The organism is Leuconostoc carnosum (genome assembly GCF_014207505.1).
In the GTDB taxonomy this organism is placed as follows: Bacteria; Bacillota; Bacilli; order Lactobacillales; family Lactobacillaceae; genus Leuconostoc; species Leuconostoc carnosum.
The window spans coordinates 269,685-287,585 of the sequence record NZ_JACHGL010000001.1 but is presented as its reverse complement, the minus strand read 5'-3'; the positions used below and the strand labels follow the sequence as shown (position 1 = coordinate 287,585).

General features: G+C 37.1%; 18 protein-coding genes and 1 riboswitch. Of the genes, 2 read left to right on the top strand and 16 right to left on the bottom strand.

Translation table 11 applies throughout. The features are described 5' to 3' along the window. Position 1 precedes the first annotated feature (1 nt). The 13 genes from HNQ98_RS01305 to HNQ98_RS01245 all read right to left on the bottom strand — a co-directional run bounded on the left by HNQ98_RS01305 (position 2) and on the right by HNQ98_RS01245 (position 10,210). Entirely contained in the window at positions 2-565 is a 564-nt protein-coding gene (locus HNQ98_RS01305; RefSeq protein WP_135197497.1) for a peptidoglycan-binding protein LysM, read from the bottom strand. Positions 566-642: 77 nt separating this feature from the next. Beyond that, complete coding sequence (locus tag HNQ98_RS01300; protein ID WP_135197498.1) at positions 643-1,230, bottom strand: ECF transporter S component; 588 nt, start codon at positions 1,228-1,230, stop codon at positions 643-645. A 64-nt stretch (positions 1,231-1,294) separates the two neighbouring features. Next, positions 1,295-1,430: riboswitch (FMN riboswitch) on the bottom strand. A gap of 47 nt (positions 1,431-1,477) precedes the next feature. Further along, a complete protein-coding gene (locus HNQ98_RS01295; RefSeq protein ID WP_135197499.1) occupies positions 1,478-2,227 on the bottom strand; it encodes a pseudouridine synthase in 750 nt (249 codons plus the stop codon). Then, on the bottom strand, positions 2,220-2,822 hold the full coding sequence (scpB, locus tag HNQ98_RS01290; protein ID WP_135197500.1) for an SMC-Scp complex subunit ScpB: 603 nt from the start codon (positions 2,820-2,822) through the stop codon (positions 2,220-2,222). The genes HNQ98_RS01295 and scpB overlap by 8 nt, the downstream gene beginning before the upstream one ends. Further along, positions 2,815-3,591, bottom strand: a complete 777-nt coding sequence (locus HNQ98_RS01285; protein WP_135197501.1) for a segregation/condensation protein A — start codon at positions 3,589-3,591, stop codon at positions 2,815-2,817. Before HNQ98_RS01285 ends, scpB begins: the two co-directional genes overlap by 8 nt. Then, a complete protein-coding gene (locus tag HNQ98_RS01280; protein WP_135198149.1) occupies positions 3,567-3,926 on the bottom strand; it encodes a riboflavin biosynthesis protein RibT in 360 nt (119 codons plus the stop codon). The genes HNQ98_RS01285 and HNQ98_RS01280 overlap by 25 nt, the downstream gene beginning before the upstream one ends. Before the next feature lie 55 nt (positions 3,927-3,981). Then, complete coding sequence (gene xerD / locus HNQ98_RS01275) at positions 3,982-4,878, bottom strand: site-specific tyrosine recombinase XerD (RefSeq protein WP_184284889.1); 897 nt, start codon at positions 4,876-4,878, stop codon at positions 3,982-3,984. Then, entirely contained in the window at positions 4,878-5,744 is an 867-nt protein-coding gene (locus HNQ98_RS01270) for a CvfB family protein (protein WP_014974455.1), read from the bottom strand. The genes xerD and HNQ98_RS01270 overlap by 1 nt, the downstream gene beginning before the upstream one ends. A 104-nt stretch (positions 5,745-5,848) precedes the next feature. Then, complete coding sequence (locus tag HNQ98_RS01265) at positions 5,849-6,292, bottom strand: GatB/YqeY domain-containing protein (protein WP_014974456.1); 444 nt, start codon at positions 6,290-6,292, stop codon at positions 5,849-5,851. A gap of 86 nt (positions 6,293-6,378) precedes the next feature. Further along, positions 6,379-6,564, bottom strand: coding sequence for a 30S ribosomal protein S21 (gene rpsU / locus HNQ98_RS01260; protein ID WP_004899901.1), 186 nt, complete (start codon positions 6,562-6,564; stop codon positions 6,379-6,381). A gap of 185 nt (positions 6,565-6,749) precedes the next feature. Next, complete coding sequence (locus HNQ98_RS01255; protein ID WP_019040311.1) at positions 6,750-7,382, bottom strand: SAP domain-containing protein; 633 nt, start codon at positions 7,380-7,382, stop codon at positions 6,750-6,752. Between the two features lie 21 nt (positions 7,383-7,403). Then, on the bottom strand, positions 7,404-8,900 hold the full coding sequence (locus tag HNQ98_RS01250; RefSeq protein ID WP_135198150.1) for a carboxypeptidase M32: 1,497 nt from the start codon (positions 8,898-8,900) through the stop codon (positions 7,404-7,406). 44 nt (positions 8,901-8,944) lie between these two features. Further along, complete coding sequence (locus HNQ98_RS01245; RefSeq protein WP_135197680.1) at positions 8,945-10,210, bottom strand: MFS transporter; 1,266 nt, start codon at positions 10,208-10,210, stop codon at positions 8,945-8,947. A 155-nt stretch (positions 10,211-10,365) separates the two neighbouring features. Between HNQ98_RS01245 and HNQ98_RS01240 the strand changes: the two genes are divergently transcribed. Together HNQ98_RS01240 and HNQ98_RS01235 are read left to right on the top strand one after the other, a co-directional pair. Continuing rightward, the gene (locus HNQ98_RS01240) at positions 10,366-11,913 is read left to right on the top strand and encodes a PucR family transcriptional regulator (RefSeq protein ID WP_135197504.1); all 1,548 of its coding nucleotides are present in this window, start codon (positions 10,366-10,368) and stop codon (positions 11,911-11,913) included. A 102-nt stretch (positions 11,914-12,015) separates the two neighbouring features. Continuing rightward, a complete protein-coding gene (locus HNQ98_RS01235) occupies positions 12,016-13,428 on the top strand; it encodes an amino acid permease (protein ID WP_135197505.1) in 1,413 nt (470 codons plus the stop codon). A 52-nt stretch (positions 13,429-13,480) separates the two neighbouring features. On the opposite strand, the gene HNQ98_RS01230 is transcribed toward HNQ98_RS01235, so the two are convergent. The 3 genes from HNQ98_RS01230 to hisS all read right to left on the bottom strand — a co-directional run bounded on the left by HNQ98_RS01230 (position 13,481) and on the right by hisS (position 17,597). Further along, positions 13,481-14,347: a YitT family protein gene (locus HNQ98_RS01230; RefSeq protein ID WP_135197506.1), complete on the bottom strand. Its 867-nt coding sequence runs from the start codon at positions 14,345-14,347 to the stop codon at positions 13,481-13,483. A gap of 182 nt (positions 14,348-14,529) precedes the next feature. Continuing rightward, complete coding sequence (gene aspS, locus HNQ98_RS01225; protein WP_135197507.1) at positions 14,530-16,299, bottom strand: aspartate--tRNA ligase; 1,770 nt, start codon at positions 16,297-16,299, stop codon at positions 14,530-14,532. Beyond that, on the bottom strand, positions 16,296-17,597 hold the full coding sequence (gene hisS / locus HNQ98_RS01220; RefSeq protein ID WP_135197508.1) for a histidine--tRNA ligase: 1,302 nt from the start codon (positions 17,595-17,597) through the stop codon (positions 16,296-16,298). The genes aspS and hisS overlap by 4 nt, the downstream gene beginning before the upstream one ends. Positions 17,598-17,901 lie beyond the last annotated feature (304 nt).

Below are 17,901 nucleotides of genomic sequence, written 5' to 3'. Positions count from 1 at the left end.
ATTATTGAATATTTAAATTCTGACCACTATATTGTGTATAGTTACTAACCGATAATCCTGGATTTAACGCAACTACCTGATCAGTTGTCATGCCATGCGTCATAGCAAAATTATACAATGTTTGATCAGAGCCTAGTACAGCCGTATTCGTCGCAGCACTGCTAGATGAACTTGGTTCAGTAGCTGAGCTACTAGTCTCAGCACTATCGGTTTCACTTGATTGTACTTCGGAGCTAGAAGATACCGACTCCTCGCTTGATTCTGAAGTCGTACTTGACGATTGAGATGAACTTTGATCAGATGACGACGACTTTTTTTGACTAGAATCTGTTGTTGTTTTACTGCTTGTTGTTGGTGTTGCTTGCTTTTCGGGGGTCTTGCGATTAGCCCATGCCCCATAAATAGGCACGCTTGATAGAATTGCGAAAGCTGCAACAATCAAAAAAATACGCAAGCCACTACCACCTTGTTTTTTGTGATCTGATTCACGAGAAAATTTAGGCTCGAATTTTTGTTTTTTTGAACGTGCTGAACGGCTCATTTTATTTGGGTCAAAATCGTTCATAATAGAAACGACCTCCATCATCATCTGTTTACTTAAAATTTTACCACATGGTGATTGTTTGTGTTTATAATCTTTTATTAAGAATTAAAACGCCTATGCAGTGGCTTAATCATCGTTAATACCATCATACTTACAGCACCCCAGATAACCCCTTGAATGAGGTTAAACGGCAAAACCATTGCAACTAAATAACGCCATAGCCCTATATACTTAGGAATATCAAAGTTTGCAAATTGCGAATAAAGTGGTACGGCAATAAACAGATTCATCATAATCCCAACAAATGCCAAAATGATTGTACTGACAACAATAGCAATAGCTTGTCGAACCATACTGGTTTCTTGAAAACGTGGCATCATTATAAATATGACAATAATGAACGATAACATCGCTACAATATTAACTGGTAAACCTAGATAAGTATTTACACCTTCATTGGCCAATACCAGCTTCAGTATTGTACGTATCACAATTGTTGATATAGCAGCTGATAACCCAAGCCAATATAATGCAATCATAACTGGTACAATTGAAAAATCCACTTTTAGAAAATCAGCTCCGGGTACAATTGGAAACTGCGGAAAAATCATTAAACTAAACGAAATTGCACTTAAAATAGCAATTAACGTCAGACGCTGTGTTCGTGTTGCTGTTGAAATAGACATATTTTTGCCTCAAAAAAAGCGTCTAATTGTCAGGGCACAACAAAAAGACAGCTTTAACTTTCTTTTTTAACTTCTTTATACCCGACTTTACGGTCGGCTCTGGATTCAAACCAGATCAGCTGCTATCGCAGGTCGCGGGCTTACCATATCAAGTATGTTTCACCGCCGGTTAGGATTTTCACCTGACCCTGAAGTATATTCAATTTTCATTATCTTAGCATATAAATTATCAAATTGCAATACTTAACTATTTTCTACGATACCCCTTGTAATCACCTGATTTTAAGCGTCTCACTTCTGCGCCAGTTAATTTACGATAATCACCAGACTGTAACCCAGTTAGATCTAAGAAAGCGTATTGCTCGCGTGTTAATTTAGAAACCGGTAATCCGACTTTTTGAAGCATATTTTTAACTTGGTGATTACGGCCTTCATGAATAACGAGACGAATCATGCTCGTTTTCTTTGCCTTATCAATACGTTCAATTGCAACACGCGCAGGCGCAGTCTTTCGGCCTTTAATGACAACCCCACGCTTCAATGGTGCCAATTTATCATCTGATGCAACACCTTCAACTTTAGCCACGTAAACTTTATCGACGCGCGATTTTGGATGCATAAGTTGGTTAGCCATTTCCCCGTCATTGGTTAAAAGCAACACACCAGTTGTATCATAATCTAACCGACCAACCGGATAGACACGTTGGTCCACTTCATCTAAAAGATCTAAAACCGTTTTGCGCCCCTTATCATCATCATTAGTTGTAACAACACCACGTGGTTTATTTAGTACGTAATAAACTAACTTTTCACGGCCTTCAATCGGCGCACCATCAACAGCAACTGTATCATTTTGTTGAACTTTAGTACCTAATGCCGTTACTGTCACACCATTAACTTGAACACGACCACTGCTGATTAGTTCTTCAGCGCCACGACGCGAGGCAAGGCCAGCTTGTGCAATAACTTTCTGTAATCGTTGTGCTTCTTCAAACATCTGTATTCTCTTCTTCCGTTTCTGCCACACGCGCTTCAAATGCGCTAGTAAACAATTCACTACCTTCATCATCAATATCTAAGGTATCAACTTCTGGTAAAGGTGGTAATTCTGATATTGTTTTTAAACCAAAGTAATCTAAAAACTCAGTAGTTGTTCCATACATAATCGGCCGACCAGGCTCATCTTTCCGACCTGTTGCCATAATTAATTGTCGTACCATTAATTTTTGCAATGTCCCTGACGATTGCACGCCACGTATCTGATCAATTTCAACACGTGTAATTGGTTGTTTATAAGCAACAATCACCAATGTTTCGAGTTGTGCTTGTGATAAAGTAGCATTCACTGGTGAATCAAAATAATCTTTTACCGTAGCACCTAATGCCGGTTTAGTTACTAAACGATATGCGTTATCTGCTTCACGAATTTCTAATGCACTCACCAAATCATTTTCATATCTTGCCGCCAATTCATCAATCAATGTGATGACTGCTGGTTTATCAAACTTTGTAATCGTACAAATGTCTTTGATACTAATACCTTCATCCCCAGCCACGAATAATAAGGCTTCCACTTGACTTAAATTATTCATTATTTCCTATTTTCTCAATCTCTAAAAATATTTCGGAATCTGTATCATCTTGATGTAATAAAATCTGATCAGATTTTGCCATTTCAAGTAATGCCAAAAAAGTCATTACCAGTGGCTCACGTTCATAAACACCATCAAATAATAACTCAAAATTGACCACATCACCAACTTGAAGCGCTGCAAAATGCTTTTTGATGTTATTCATTGCATCCGCCATTGTGTATTTTTCACTAACAACACGTCGACTTATTGGTTGTTGTCGCCTTCTTTTACTTAATAGGTGTGAAAAAGCCACTTGTAAATCAACCAAACCAAGTCCTGGCGATAAAAATGTTTCAGGACCCGCATCGCTTGGTATAGTCATTGGTAAACGACCAAAAGATTGTTGTTCAGGATGCTGACGCGTTTTCAGTGCCTCACTCGCAACTTGAAATTGCTTATAGGTTAGCAGCTGTAACATCAGCTCTTCACGTGGATCTACAAAGTCTTCGACAATCAGTTCATCTTCAAATTCTTCTTCTGGTAGTAAGTCTGTTGACTTAATTTGTACTAAAGTAGCTGCCATAACTAAATATTCACTTGCCACATCAAGCTGCATATCTTGCTGATGATGAATAAAAGCTAGATATTGTTCTGTAATCGTTGCGATTGGCAGATCAAAGATATCCATTTCGGATTTTTTAATGAGGTGTAGCAATAAATCTAACGGACCTTCAAATTCGCTTAATTTAATTGTTAAACTACTTACTGCGATGTTGCTTTTCTCCATTTATTAATTAACTTTTGATTATCTAGCGTCCCCATGATAAAAGCACTTAGATTTTGACTTTGAAATTCAGATAATATTGCAAAATAGTTTGGTACGGTTCGTGATTCAGGCGTTAAAGCAATATGCCGAATTAATACAATATCGTCTGACATGAATTCCACGCCCAAAACACCCTGTGCGCGTTTATCACTTTGCCACAGATACAAACATCTTGTGCTAGTAATATCATACCAAGCCATCTCTGCATTCAAATAAGGTAATTCACGCATACCAGGCAATAATGATAGAATGCCCATCACAGTTTTTTGATTGTCATTTCTGGCTTGTGTTAACATTTCTAAACCTCAATTCATGTTTCATTACTACGTCATCTGTCAAGTTTTTACCCTATTAAGCTCTTGGATGAGAATTATCATAAACTTCACTTAATCGCTTTTTAGAAATATGGGTATATATTTGTGTTGTGGAAATATCAGCATGTCCTAATAATTCCTGTACGATACGTAAATCAGCGCCGTTCTCTAATATATGAGTAGCAAATGAATGTCGCAAGGTATGCGGTGAAACATTTTTGGTGATACCGGCTTCCAAAACTAATTTTTTAATAATTTTCCAGACACCTTGCCGCGTTAATTGATTCCCACGATCATTTAAGAATACAAAATCCGACTCACGCTCTTTTAGCAAAGCCAAACGGCTACCAGAAAAATACTTTTCTAACCACTCTGAAGCCACATCCCCAATCGGAATAATACGCTCTTTATCACCTTTACCTATGGTTTGAATTAACCCCAGCTGCAAATGTAAGTCACTCATTTTTAAATTGACAAGTTCACTCACACGAAGCCCCGTAGCATACATGACTTCTAGGAGTGTACGATTACGTATACCTAGGGCCGTTTGCTCAATCGACACTTGTAATAGCGCATCAATCTCTGCCACTGTTAATACTGCAGGTAGATGAGATGATTTTTTTGGCGGTTTGACGTCAATCATTGGATTGTGTAAGATGAGTTGCTCTTGTGATAAATAGCCGAAAAACTTTCGTAAAGCAGTTACCATACGTATAACAGAATTATTTGATTTACCAAGAATTTGTAACTGATTTAACCACGCCAAAATCAAGAAGTGGTCAATATCATTTAATGACCATTTCTTTTGTGTCGCATAAGCATTAAATTGTTGTAAATCTTGCCGATAACTCTTGATCGTATTTTCTGATAAACCACGTTCAATCCGAATATAGTGCAAATAATCGACAATCGCATTATCCATCTCTTGTGTCATTATTTCTCAACTAACTTGATACCATCATCAACTTGTTCAATCAAGCGTTCTTTATAAAGATGGCCTAATGCACGTTTGAACTGGCTTTTACTAAATCCAAATTGACGCTTAATCGATTCTGGGTTACTTTTGTCATTAAATGGCATAAAGTGATCTGCACGACGCTGTAATTGCAACAATAAGAACTGAGCATCTTCACTCATTGTTTTGTAAGCCAATGGCTTAATTGACAAATTAAGTGCCCCATCATCGCGTACGCCAATAACACGTGCGTCAACAACTTGCCCCAATCTAGGTTCATCATCACGTTGTGATGGATGTATAAAGCCTAAATAATATTCGTCAGTAATCACCAGTGTCCCAGCAATTTTATTACGATACACAGTCGCTTTGACTGTTTTAGATTTCAATTCAGGCGTGGCACGGCGTGAAACAGCAGCAACGATATTTTGTTGTGCAATTTCTCCCCACAGACGACCTTTCTTATCTTCTTTAATAGAAAGTAGTAGTTTATCACCTTTTTGTGGCCATAGCGCTTGAATTGTAGGTAAATCATCGATCGACACCACTAGATCTTTGTTTGGCAAACCAATTGAAACAAACACACCTAAATCATGTCGGTTCGCTACGACAGTTCCCCAACCATATATATCTTTTTGAACTGTGGGCATCTGCTTAGTAATTTGCAAGCGATGATTCTCATTTTCATAAGCAAAGCCTGTCACAAAACCACCTAATTTAAGTGGCTTTTCAAGTTCAGTTTTATCAATTTCATAAGTAAAGCCGTCCACTTGGGCAAAGAAGTACTTATCATTTTCATCAGTAACGTTAGCTTTTATTACTGTACCAACTGTTGGATTCGTCATTATTTTTTCCTCTGACACGCAACTTCACGTGTTTTTCTTTAATACTTTAGTTTAACACGGATAAGTTAACATAAGCCACAAAAAAACGGCCGAAGCCGATGAGATTAAGCTAATGCTGATTTGACAAGAGTTGCTACTAACTTACCGTCAGCTTTTCCTTTGACTTGCGGTGTCACAATTCCCATCACTTTACCCATATCTTTAGGTGTCGAAGCGTTAGTTTTTGCAATAGCTGCGTCCACAATTGCTTGAACTTCAGCTTCTGAAAGTTGCTTAGGAAGATACTTTGACAAAATTTCAAGTTCTGACCGAATGCCTGCAGCTAGGTCTTCACGACCACCTTTTTCAAATTCTGACAAAGAATCGTGACGTTGCTTCACTTCGCGAGATAGCACTGTCAGTTCTTCTTCCTGAGTCAAATCATGTCCCAAACTAATTTGTTCATTCATGACAGTTGACTTAACCATGCGAATAACAGACAATGTTCCCTTATCTCTGTCCTTCATAGCTTGCTTGATATCTGCGTTGAGTGTTTCTAAAAGGCTCATTGTCATTCTTCTTTCTAGTTTTGTATATTTTTATTTTAACATAAAATGCAAAAGAAAAACGTCACCGAAGTGACGTTTAGAACCAATTAACGGCCCTTCTTCTTGTTACGCTTTTGTGCTGCTTCAGACTTCAATTTACGAGCAACTGAAGGCTTAACATAGAATTCGCGCTTACGGTATTCTTGGAGAGTACCGTCCTTTGAAACACCGCGCTTAAAGCGACGCAATGCATCATCCAAAGATTCGTTCTTACGTACGATGACCTTTGCCATGTGATAACCCTCCTTTCTCGCATTTTATTTCGTTTTAACGACATGCTGTAAATACTTATTAATTTTACCAAAAATAAGCATTGATGTCAATTGCCGTCTTTACAATAAGTCGACTTTTAATTGAGTCATATCAGTTAGTGTTTAGGTTATTAAAAAACATGTTTGAGAACAAATCCAATGACATTTTAATTATGAAATTGTCTGATATCTGAAACATACACATTAATCAAATCAGGTGTATATTTTTTAGCGCGTTTTGATTGCTTAACATGATGCCACAAAATTGAAGCAACTTTTAATTTCTGACTAAACTGTTGACTTTCTGGGCTTTGACAAAATGCCTTCACAAAATTATTCCATTGATAAGTCTGTTCTTCAGGTGTCCTCTGTATGATTTGATTATACTGTTTTAACTGAGCTAGCTTCTGACATTCTGATATCAGGTCGCCTACGGACATATTAGTATCTTGTGTTGCTTCTGCTTGGCGCTTAAGTGCTGCCATTTCTTTTGTAAAAGAAAATTGAGCAACATCAAAATAATGAGCAAAAAATTGTCTTGCTTCATCATTGAATGAAAAACCAGAACCAACCAGTTTTGTATTTAATGTTATCTCTTCTAACTTCAATTGACTTTTTGACTGGGCTACCCTGACTGGATGAATTGTATTAACTGGTTGCCCTCTTAAATATAACCGAATATAATTATTCAGTTCGGCCTTTGTTCCGTACGTAGGCAATCTATATCGTTGACATAATTGTACAAGTTCAGTTTTGTAAAAGTAAGTTTCATTGAATTGTTTTAAAGTTAATGGTTGCATTACACAATACACCTCAATTTTTTATAATTGATAAGCATCGGTATACAAGTCAGTCATGAAGTCTAACCAATATTGTGGATTAAGTATCTCACCTGTCACTTCTTCTAAAATCTTATTGGGATCAACTGCCCCACCATGCCGCCAAATATTTTCTTTACGCCAATTAAAGATTGGCGAATAGTCACCTGACCCAAAGATTGCTTTGAAATCTAAAGTTTTAATCATAGTTGCTCTAAATTGAGCCGCATATAGATGACCTAGCGCATAGCTTGGGAAATACCCAAATGACCCACCAGCCCAATGAATATCTTGCAAGATACCTGTTAAATCGTCAGGGACGTCCAACCCGAGATATTCTTTGTATTTAGATTGCCAAAGTGCTGGTAGTTCAGCCAAGTCAATATGATCATTGAAAATTGCTTTTTCAATTTCATAACGAATAATAATATGCAATGGATATGTCAAAGGATCAGCTTCAGTACGAATTAATGTGGGTTCAGTTTTTAACCAACCGCTATAAAAAGTATCAAAAGCAATATCATCTAAGACTGGTGAAACTTCTGCCTGTAACTTAGGATACTCAGCTATCCAGAATTCTTTTGAACGACCTATCATGACCTCATTGAATAATGACTGTGACTCATGAATACTCATGCTAATCGGTAACACAGCACGCGCATCATCATACTTGCTATCAACATTTTGTTCGAATAATCCGTGACCTGCTTCATGTAAAATACCAAGCACCGCCATTTGAAAATTATTTTCATCCCAGCGAGTAGTAATCCGTGCATCATCTCGATTTAGCGCTTCCATAAAAGGATGAATTGTGTCATCTAGTCGCCCTTTATCCAAACTGTAACCTAGACGTTGAGCTGCTGCTATCGAAAAATCACGCTGCTGTTGCTTCGTTACACGACGATGCAAAAAAGTGTCATCTGGTAAGCTACCAGATTCTGCCAATCGTTCGCGTAGAATAGTCACACCTTTTTTAACTTGTTCGAAAACTTGATCCAACTTAGCTACTGTCAACCCAGGTTCATATTGATTCAATAACACATCGTAGGGTGTTTTCTCATTTGTTTGCCAAAGTGGGATAAACTGTTTTAAATATCCAATAATTTTTTCCACATACGGTTTGAATATGTTATAGTCATTGGCTTCACGTGCTTGTGCCCAAAAATCCTGTGCTTGTGATAATATTTTTTGAAAAGCAATAAAATCCTCTTCTGGAATTTTACCTGTTAAATCAAAATCTTTGCGTGCTTTTTCAAGGACAAGCTGACCTAAGGCATCAAGCGATGATCCGTCTGCTTCTAAGTTCGTTAATAACTTTTCCCTTCCAGCACCTGTAGATAGCTGAAAGGTCTTTTCAGCTAGATAGGCATCTACCTCTGCCCGAAAATGGCCTGCATCTTTTGGCATACCTGTTAAGGCATCCCACCCTGATAGTGCTGATAGTTCAGATAACATTGTCTGTTCTTTAACCGAATCAAGTAAATCTTGTTGCGTTGTCATATTCCAACCTCGTTTTTAAACTAAATTATATAAAATCTTATCACTTATTCATCTAATTTAGAAGTTTTCTTAGTATCACTCATCCGCCAATAAACTAATAAACTAATAAAAATAACGACCGTTACATAGACAAAGAATAGGCTTTCATGATGGATTTTTCTTAAATATAATGCAAGATATTCAACAGTACCACCAAAAATTGCAACCGTTAAACCATAAGGTAAGCCAACACCCAACGCTCTGATTTCTGTGGGAAACATTTCGGCTTTTACAATGGCATTAATTGACGTATAACCGGTAACAATGACTAGTCCAGCTAACATCAGTAAAAACGCTTCCCAACTTGTCTTAACATGTGACAATGTCACAAAAATAGGAATAGTAAAAATTGTTCCTAAACCACCAAACCAAAACAATAAAGGTCGACGGCCAATTTTGTCAGAAATTGCACCAGCGATGGGTTGCAAAATCATAAAAATTAATAATGCTAAAAAGTTAATGGTGGTCACTTCTTGAGTTGGTAAACCAGCTGTGTTAATCATAAACTTTTGTAGATAGGTCGTATAAGTATAAAAAGCAATTGTACCACCGAGTGTTAAGCCAACAACTGTCAAAACAGCTTTTGGATAACGCATCAGTTCTCGTAAATGACCTTTTGGTTTGCCTGTTTGCGCTTTAAATTGATCTGATTCTTCCATACCTAATCGCAAAAATAAGACAGCTATTGCACCTAATGCACCAATAAAAAATGGTATACGCCATCCCCACTGCATTAATTGCGCTTCAGATAGCGTTAATTGTAGGATAATTTGAACACCTAAAGCAATTAATTGTCCACTAATCAAAGTCACATATTGAAACGATGCATAGAAACCACGATGATCACGACTAGCCATTTCAGATAAATATGTGGCAGAAGTGCCATACTCACCCCCCAATGATAAACCTTGAAACAGGCGTGCTAACACCAAAACAATTGGTGCAAAAATACCAATTGTCGCGTAACTAGGAATGATCGCAATAACAAATGACCCAGCAGCCATAATTAATACTGATAGCGTTAAAGCAGCACGACGACCATGTTGGTCGGCATACTTTCCCAACACTAAACTACCTAATGGTCGCATTAAAAAGCCAATCGCAAAGACACCTGCTGTACTTAATAATTCAGCTGTTTTATCATGGCTAGGGAAAAATGACGGCGCAAAATAGATTGCAAAAGAAGCATAGACATACCAATCAAACCACTCAATTAGATTTCCCAACGAACCTTTGAGAATATTACTAATGATTTTTCTTTCCGATCGCATTTGTGTTTGCATAATACAGCTCCTTATCTATCCTTTTTTTCTTACTCTAACACAATCAGCTACAATTTCCACAATTCATGTATAGCAAAAGTGACATAATATTTGTGGATAGTTGTGCAGTATGCCATAATAATAACCATACATTGGAGGTTGCTATGCAATTGAATAGTTTTTTAAAAGATCCTTTAGCGCCTAGTTTTGAGCTAATTGCTGGTCAAAATGGCCTTAATCGTGAAATAAATCATGTGGGCATCGTAGATACACCTAATTTCGAAGAATATCTTGTTCCTGATCAATTTATAGTGACGACTGGCTATTTATTTCAAAATCATAACGATCGCTTGCGACAGCTAATTATCTCATTAGATAAACACCATAGCTCTGGCATTGGTATTAAAGCTAATCGTCACATGAATACAATTGATCATGATATTCAAGAACTGGCCAATCAACATCATATATTAATGATTTGGTTACTAGATGATGAACCGATGTCTACAACATTTACCAAAATAAATCAAATCATCAACGCAACACATAATAACGAGTTACATGAAATTGTTACCATTAATCAACAACTATCTTTTATTAACCACCACAATACTTATCAACATCTTCTTGATTTGAGTGCTCAAATTCTCGATGCCCCATTAATGTTACTTGATTCCCATTTTTCAGCTTTATATGCTAGTAATGCTTTGTTGAAGGAACGTGAATTTTTCACTTCATTTTTACGCACACAGTCGAATATTGACTATCTTAATTTGCAAGAAAAGGTGATTGTAACATTTAATGGTAAACAGTTTGACATTCTACCTATATTCTCTGCACTTAATGAAAATAAAGCATTCGTAGCAATTCAGGCACCTTCTCAACCTTTATCCGATTTTCAATTACTTAAACGTACCCAGGTCATCAACGCAGTTGGATTAGCTAATTCACGCACAGACCTCATTAACGAAACAGAATTCAGAAATCTTTCCGGTTTCTTTTTAAATATTATGCAAGGCGATTTAGGTACTGAAGCAATTAACCATTATTTACGCAACATTAACATTGATGTACAAACACAGTATGCGATAGCTGTATTAGATTTTACAACTAGTAAATCAATTATTGAAATACGACAATTTGAAATTTTACAGACACTCACACGATGGTTTATTAATGAATCTGATTGGCCTGTTTTAATTTTTTCATATAAGCAACAATTAGTTTTACTAATTGCTGATGTCATTAATCCGCGTATTTTTTTACAGAATTTGTATAATTTTTTAAGAAAGCAATCTAAATTAGAGCACCGTTTCACTATTGGATTTTCACGTATAACCGAAACGATTCATAAGTTAAATGATTTATATGAACAGGCTAATAATGCTTTGAAACTGACATCTAAATCTCACCCAATCATGCGTTTTCGCCCAAAAAGTGCGCATGAGTTACTGAATTTATTGCCTCAACAAGAAAGTCGCGCTTTTGTCGAAAAAAATCTTGGCCCCATTTTAGACAATCCAGAACTTTTGCAAACTTTAGAAACTTACATGTTTTTGCATCAAAATGTGACTGCTGTTGCTAGTGCAATGTTTGTCCACCGTAATACAATTAATTATCGTCTAAAACACATTTCTGAATTACTTGATGTCAATTTAGATATGCCAGATGTTTTAGTTGATATTCAGCTCGCCATATTATTACTTAATTAGTCACTTTGCACAATTTTTTATTTTATTGTTGTGCAACAAAAAATGAAGATTTAATGATAATTATGATAAACTTGTCCTCAATCAAGGGAGGCAATGTTTACTATGATGAAATATACAGATACAACTATAAATCACGACGGTACAATTCGAGGCTTGAAAAAGAAACATGTTCAAATGATTGCCATTGGTGGCACAATCGGTACAGGACTATTTTTAGGCGCTGGTAATTCAATTGCCAAAACTGGTCCTTCAATTTTAATTGTTTATGCAGCATTAGGTTTCTTTTTCTTTCTCATGATGCGTGGTATTGGTGAAATGCTTTATGCAGACCCTTCCCAACATACATTTGTTTCTTTCATTAGTAAATATGTTGGCGCTGGGTCCGGTTACTTTGCCGGGTGGTCTTATTGGATTGGACTACTATTCGTGGCTATGGCTGAATTAACGGCAGTATCCACATATGTTAAATTCTGGTTTCCTAACTTACAAACTTGGTTAATCCAAATTGTCTTTTTGGCTATTCTGACTATGATAAACTTAGTTGCCGTTAGATTATTTGGTGAAACAGAATATTGGTTTGCCATGATTAAAATTATTGCTATTGTAGCCATGATAATTACTGGACTTTTCCTAATTTTCACAGGCTTCAAGTCACCCGCCAGTGGTGGTCATACGGTAGCATCGTTTGGTAATGTCTTCTCTAATTTTTCACTATTCCCTAATGGCGCTAGCATGTTCTTTGCTGCTTTCCCTATGGTTTTCTTCGCGTTTCAAGGCATGGAATTCGTTGGCATTACAACTGCGGAAACACAAAATCCAAGAGAAGTACTACCAAAAGCAATTAATACGATTATTCTAAGAATTCTTATTTTTTATCTTGGTGCCATGGTAATTATTATGTCTATTATCAATTGGCACGTTATTGCTAAAACACCTAATCAAAGTCCCTTTGTCATGGTCTTTCAGTTGGCTGGTTTCAAAGCTGCAGCCGTTGTCATTAATTTCGTTGTCTTAACTTCAGCAGCTTCTGCCTTAAACTCAGCTATATACTCAGCCGGTCGCCATTTTTATCAACTGGCTGAAGAGTCTGACTCACATTTTATGAAGCAATTCCAAGAAATTTCGACTCATGGTGTACCTGCCAAAGCCATTATATTGACTGCTATTTTAGTACTCTTATCACCTATTATTAATTCAATTCCTCAAATAACAAGTGCTTTTGGTTTCATCACAGCAATTTCTTCAAATATGTATATTATTGTTTATGGTATGACGATGTATGCGCATCGTAAGTTCCGAGAATCTACTGATTTTATGCCTAATGGCTTCGTCATGCCTGGTTATAATTGGACTAGCCCACTAACGCTTATCTTCTTTGCCGGTATTTATATTAGTTTGTTCTTCGAATCTGACTCGCGAATGCCAGCTATTGGTGCTATTGTATTTACACTTATATTCGGTTTCTTATCACATCGTAAGTTTGCATCTACTGCTGCGCCAACCGTTACTTTGTAAATAAAAAACGTCAACACATATGTGTTGACGTTTTTGTCTTGATAATCAAACATTATAACTCCGGTTCATAAAAACGACCGACAGTATGCTCAATCTTCCAAGTAGATGAAAAAGCTTGTGCGTCCACTTCTCGCATTGCCTCACGTAATTCGTAGCGCTCTTGTTGCGTGATCACTGTTAGCAAAACTGATCGCTCTTGACCTGTATAACCACCACGCGCATCATTAATAATCGTGACGCCTCGACGCATTTTTCGTTGAATACCATCAACCATTTCATCTGGTTTAGTTGTAATAATCATCACCTGCATCTGCTGCTGACGTGTATAAAAAGCATCAATCATACGTGAACTAATAATCACACCAACAATTGAATACAAAGCATATTTCCAACCATAAGTTAATCCTGCACCAACCATAATTAATGCATTAAAGCCAAGATTAATGGGTCCCATTTTGAAACCGAAATGCTTCTTAACTAGTAAACCAATAACATCTAAACCACCGGTACCAACGCCATAACGTAAGGCGGTTCCTACCGCCATACCATTAAGCGCCCCACCAAACATGGCATTGATCAATGGATCAGGTGTTAAAATACGCCTTGTATCAAATAATGGCATCAAACCCGAACTTAATAATACTGCCAACGTGGTAAAAGTAGCAAAACGCCAAGATAACTTCCACCAAGCAATTACTAACATTGGTAAGTTAACCAATGCTAGTGCTAAAGCGACAGGTATTCTATCCCCAGTCAATGTCGTAACTAGCTGCGCAAATCCAGTAAAACCTGACGAATAAATATGCCCTGGACGCCAGAAATAATTCATAGCAAATGCAACAATGACACCATAAAATACAGCGCCACCAACACGACTAGCGTATTGGTTTTTCATAAAATTGTGAATAAGTTTTTGCATAATTAACGCACTTTATAGTTCCTATTCCCTCTGGATTGATACTTTTATTTTTTGAACTTATCAGTAAAATACTTTCAAACTGTCAAGGTCAAATAATATTCTCTAACGATTAGCCCATCTAATCATAACATTAGCAATTATAAAATACGATACTAACATTTTATTTTCAAAAACCTATTCTATTAGTCACTTTCTGGCACAAATAACCCTAAATCATTTAATTGTTTGCCATCAACGCGTGTTGGTGCTTCTGTCATTGGTTCAGTGGCACGAGAATTCTTTGGGAAAGCAATCACTTCACGAATATTTTCTTGACCAGCTAGTAGCATGGCTAAGCGATCGAGTCCCAAAGCAATACCACCCATTGGTGGGAAACCATATGACATACCTTCTAGTAAGAATCCGAAAGCTTCATGTGCTTTTTCCGGTGTGAAGCCAAGTGCTTTTAACATTTTTTCTTGAATCGCCATACTGTGAATACGAATTGAACCAGAACCTAATTCATAACCATTTAACACAAGGTCATAACTTTGTGCATGTGCTTGATGAGGATCTTCCCCTTCATCTAAGTAGTGCAAATCTTCTTCGTTTGGCATTGTGAATGGATGATGGGCAGCAATCCAACGATCAAAATCTTCTGAATATTCAAATAGTGGCCAATCCACAATCCAAGCAAATGCCCATGGATTTGTTTGATCAACTAAATTAAGATCTTGCGCTGTTTGACGACGCAAATAATCTAATGTTGCCGAAACAACATCGTTACGTCCAGCACCAAAGAGCAACAAATCACCAACATGTGCACCAGCAGCCTTAACTAACTGACTTGCTTCAGGGAAAAACTTAGCAATTGGTCCAGTAACACCTTCTTCAGTAACCTTTAACCAAGCCAAACCTTTAGCACCAAAACGCTCAATATATTGGGCCAACTTGTCAATATCTTTACGTGAATAGTGCGCTGCACCGCCAGGAATGGCAATAGCTTTGACAACACCACCGTCTTGAACAGCCTTAGAAAAGACACCAAACTCGCTTTGTTTCATAAGATCAGATAAATCATGAATTTCATATGCAATACGTAGGTCAGGTTTATCTGTACCAAAACGGTCCATTGATTCCTGCCATGTTAATGTTGGAATTTTTTTCGTATCCAAATCAAACGCAACAACGTCTTTCATCATTGCCTTAACCCATTCATTAACTAGCGCACGAATTTCGTCTGCCGACATGAATGACATTTCCACATCCATTTGCGTAAATTCTGGCTGACGATCGCCACGTAAATCTTCATCACGAAAAGCACGTGCAATTTGGAAATAACGGTCAAATCCTGCGCCCATTAATAATTGCTTAAAAAGCTGTGGCGATTGTGGTAGTGCATAAAACGAACCTGGGAAAATACGTGAAGGTACCAAATAATCACGTGCTCCTTCTGGTGTTGATTTGGCTAAAATGGGTGTTTCAATATTAATGAAATCATTATTGTCCATAAAGTGACTAGCGCTAGACATAATTTTCGAACGAATTCTAAGATTTTTCTGCATTTCTGGGCGGCGCAAGTCTAAATAGCGATACTGTAATTTCAGCTCCTCATTGGCATTAACGTCATCTTCAATGTAAAATGGTGGCGTTTTTGACTGTGACAAGATTTTAGCACTGACAACATCAATCTCAACCGTACCTGATTTGATTTTATCATTAATCTGGCTTTCTTTACGTTTAACAACTTCCCCGGTAATTGACACCACATACTCATTACGCATTTCGTCTGCAACCTTAAGCGACTCAGCGTTTGTTGCGTTGAACGTTAATTGTACGATACCCTCACGATCACGTAAATCTATAAAAATCAAGTCGCCAAAATTACGACGTTTCTGGACCCATCCAGCCAATTTGACAGATTGTCCAAGATAACTTTCATCAATTAATCCTGCATAAGTTGTACGTTTCATTGTTCATCTCCTTCTGAATCAATAATGGTTGGCAAATCTGTATACAAATCTGCTAACTTTACCAGTTTCTGCTGACCAGTAGTCATATTTTTAATTTTAGCTGTATGGTTGGCTAATTCTTGCTCCCCAATTGTAACAACATATTTTGCATGCTGGCGATCAGCTGTCTTAAATTGTGCTTTAGCTGAACGTGCTAAATAATCGCGTTCGGCAATATAACCAAATGAACGAATACTTTGTACAATTTGAGTTGCAACAAGATCAGTTGCGATCCCAATATTGACAATATAGAAATCTAAATCATGATTAACTTTTGGCGCAACATCATGCGCATTCAATAAGTTGATTAAGCGTTCCACCCCAATACCAAAACCAAAACCAGCTGTTTCAGGTCCACCAAATTCTGACACTAAACCAGAATAGCGACCGCCACCAGCAATTGTAGCTGCGCCTTTTAAGTTTTCATCAACGGTCATGATTTCAAATATCGTATCATTGTAATAATCCAGGCCACGAACCATTGTTGTATCAATTTCAAAATCAATAGCCAACGCTTGTAATAAGGCCTTTACTTGCTGCCAATGTGTTGTTGCTTCATCTGATAAATAATCCAAAATAGATGGTGCATCTGCAACAAATACTTGATCTCGTGGGTCTTTTGAATCCAAAACACGTAACGGATTTTTATCTAATCGCTCTTGTGAGTCAACAGATAATTCAGCTTTATGCGGTGTTAAATAGTCAATTAAAGCCTGACGATACGCATCTCGTGACTCGCGGTCACCCAATGTATTAATTGCTACTTTTAAATTTTTCAAACCTAAAATTTTGAAAAAATCTACCGCCATTGCAATAATTTCAACATCAAGTGCTGGTGCATTGGACCCAAAAGCCTCGACACCAATTTGATGAAATTGACGAAAACGGCCAGCCTGTGGTCGTTCATAGCGAAACATTGGTCCCATATAAAAAACTTTGTATGGCTTATCAAATTCTGGCCCAAATAACTTATTTTCAACATAAGCACGCACAATGCCAGCAGTACCCTCAGGTCTAAGTGCAACATGACGATCACCTTTATCATGAAAATCATACATTTCTTTGGTCACAACATCAGACGTATCACCTGCTGAACGTGAAAAAACATCAAAATTTTCAAATATTGGTGTTCTAACTTCTTTAAAATTATAATCACCAAAAAGTAACCGTGCGACACTTTCAACATGTTGCCACTGGGCAGTTTGATCGGGTAATAAATCAGCGGTACCCTTTGGCCGTTGGAATATAGATTTTGACATAATTATTTTATTCTTGACGTATGAAAATATACATCAATTTTCTCCTTAATATTTTTAATTGAAAAACCGAAAAACGCCCTTAACGATTTCTCGTTAAGGGCGCAATTGCACGGTACCACCTTAAATATTGATACCCTAAGGTATCACTTCTGCTGCTTATCGCGCTACCACGCACTGCCTTAAACAACAGCGACCTCAAAGGTGTCTAAAATTATGTCTTTGTTTTGCTCGCATCATACGCAAAATTTCTGATTGACTAAACAATAATTTTTCCAATTTCATCGGCTTTAATATATGTTTTTAT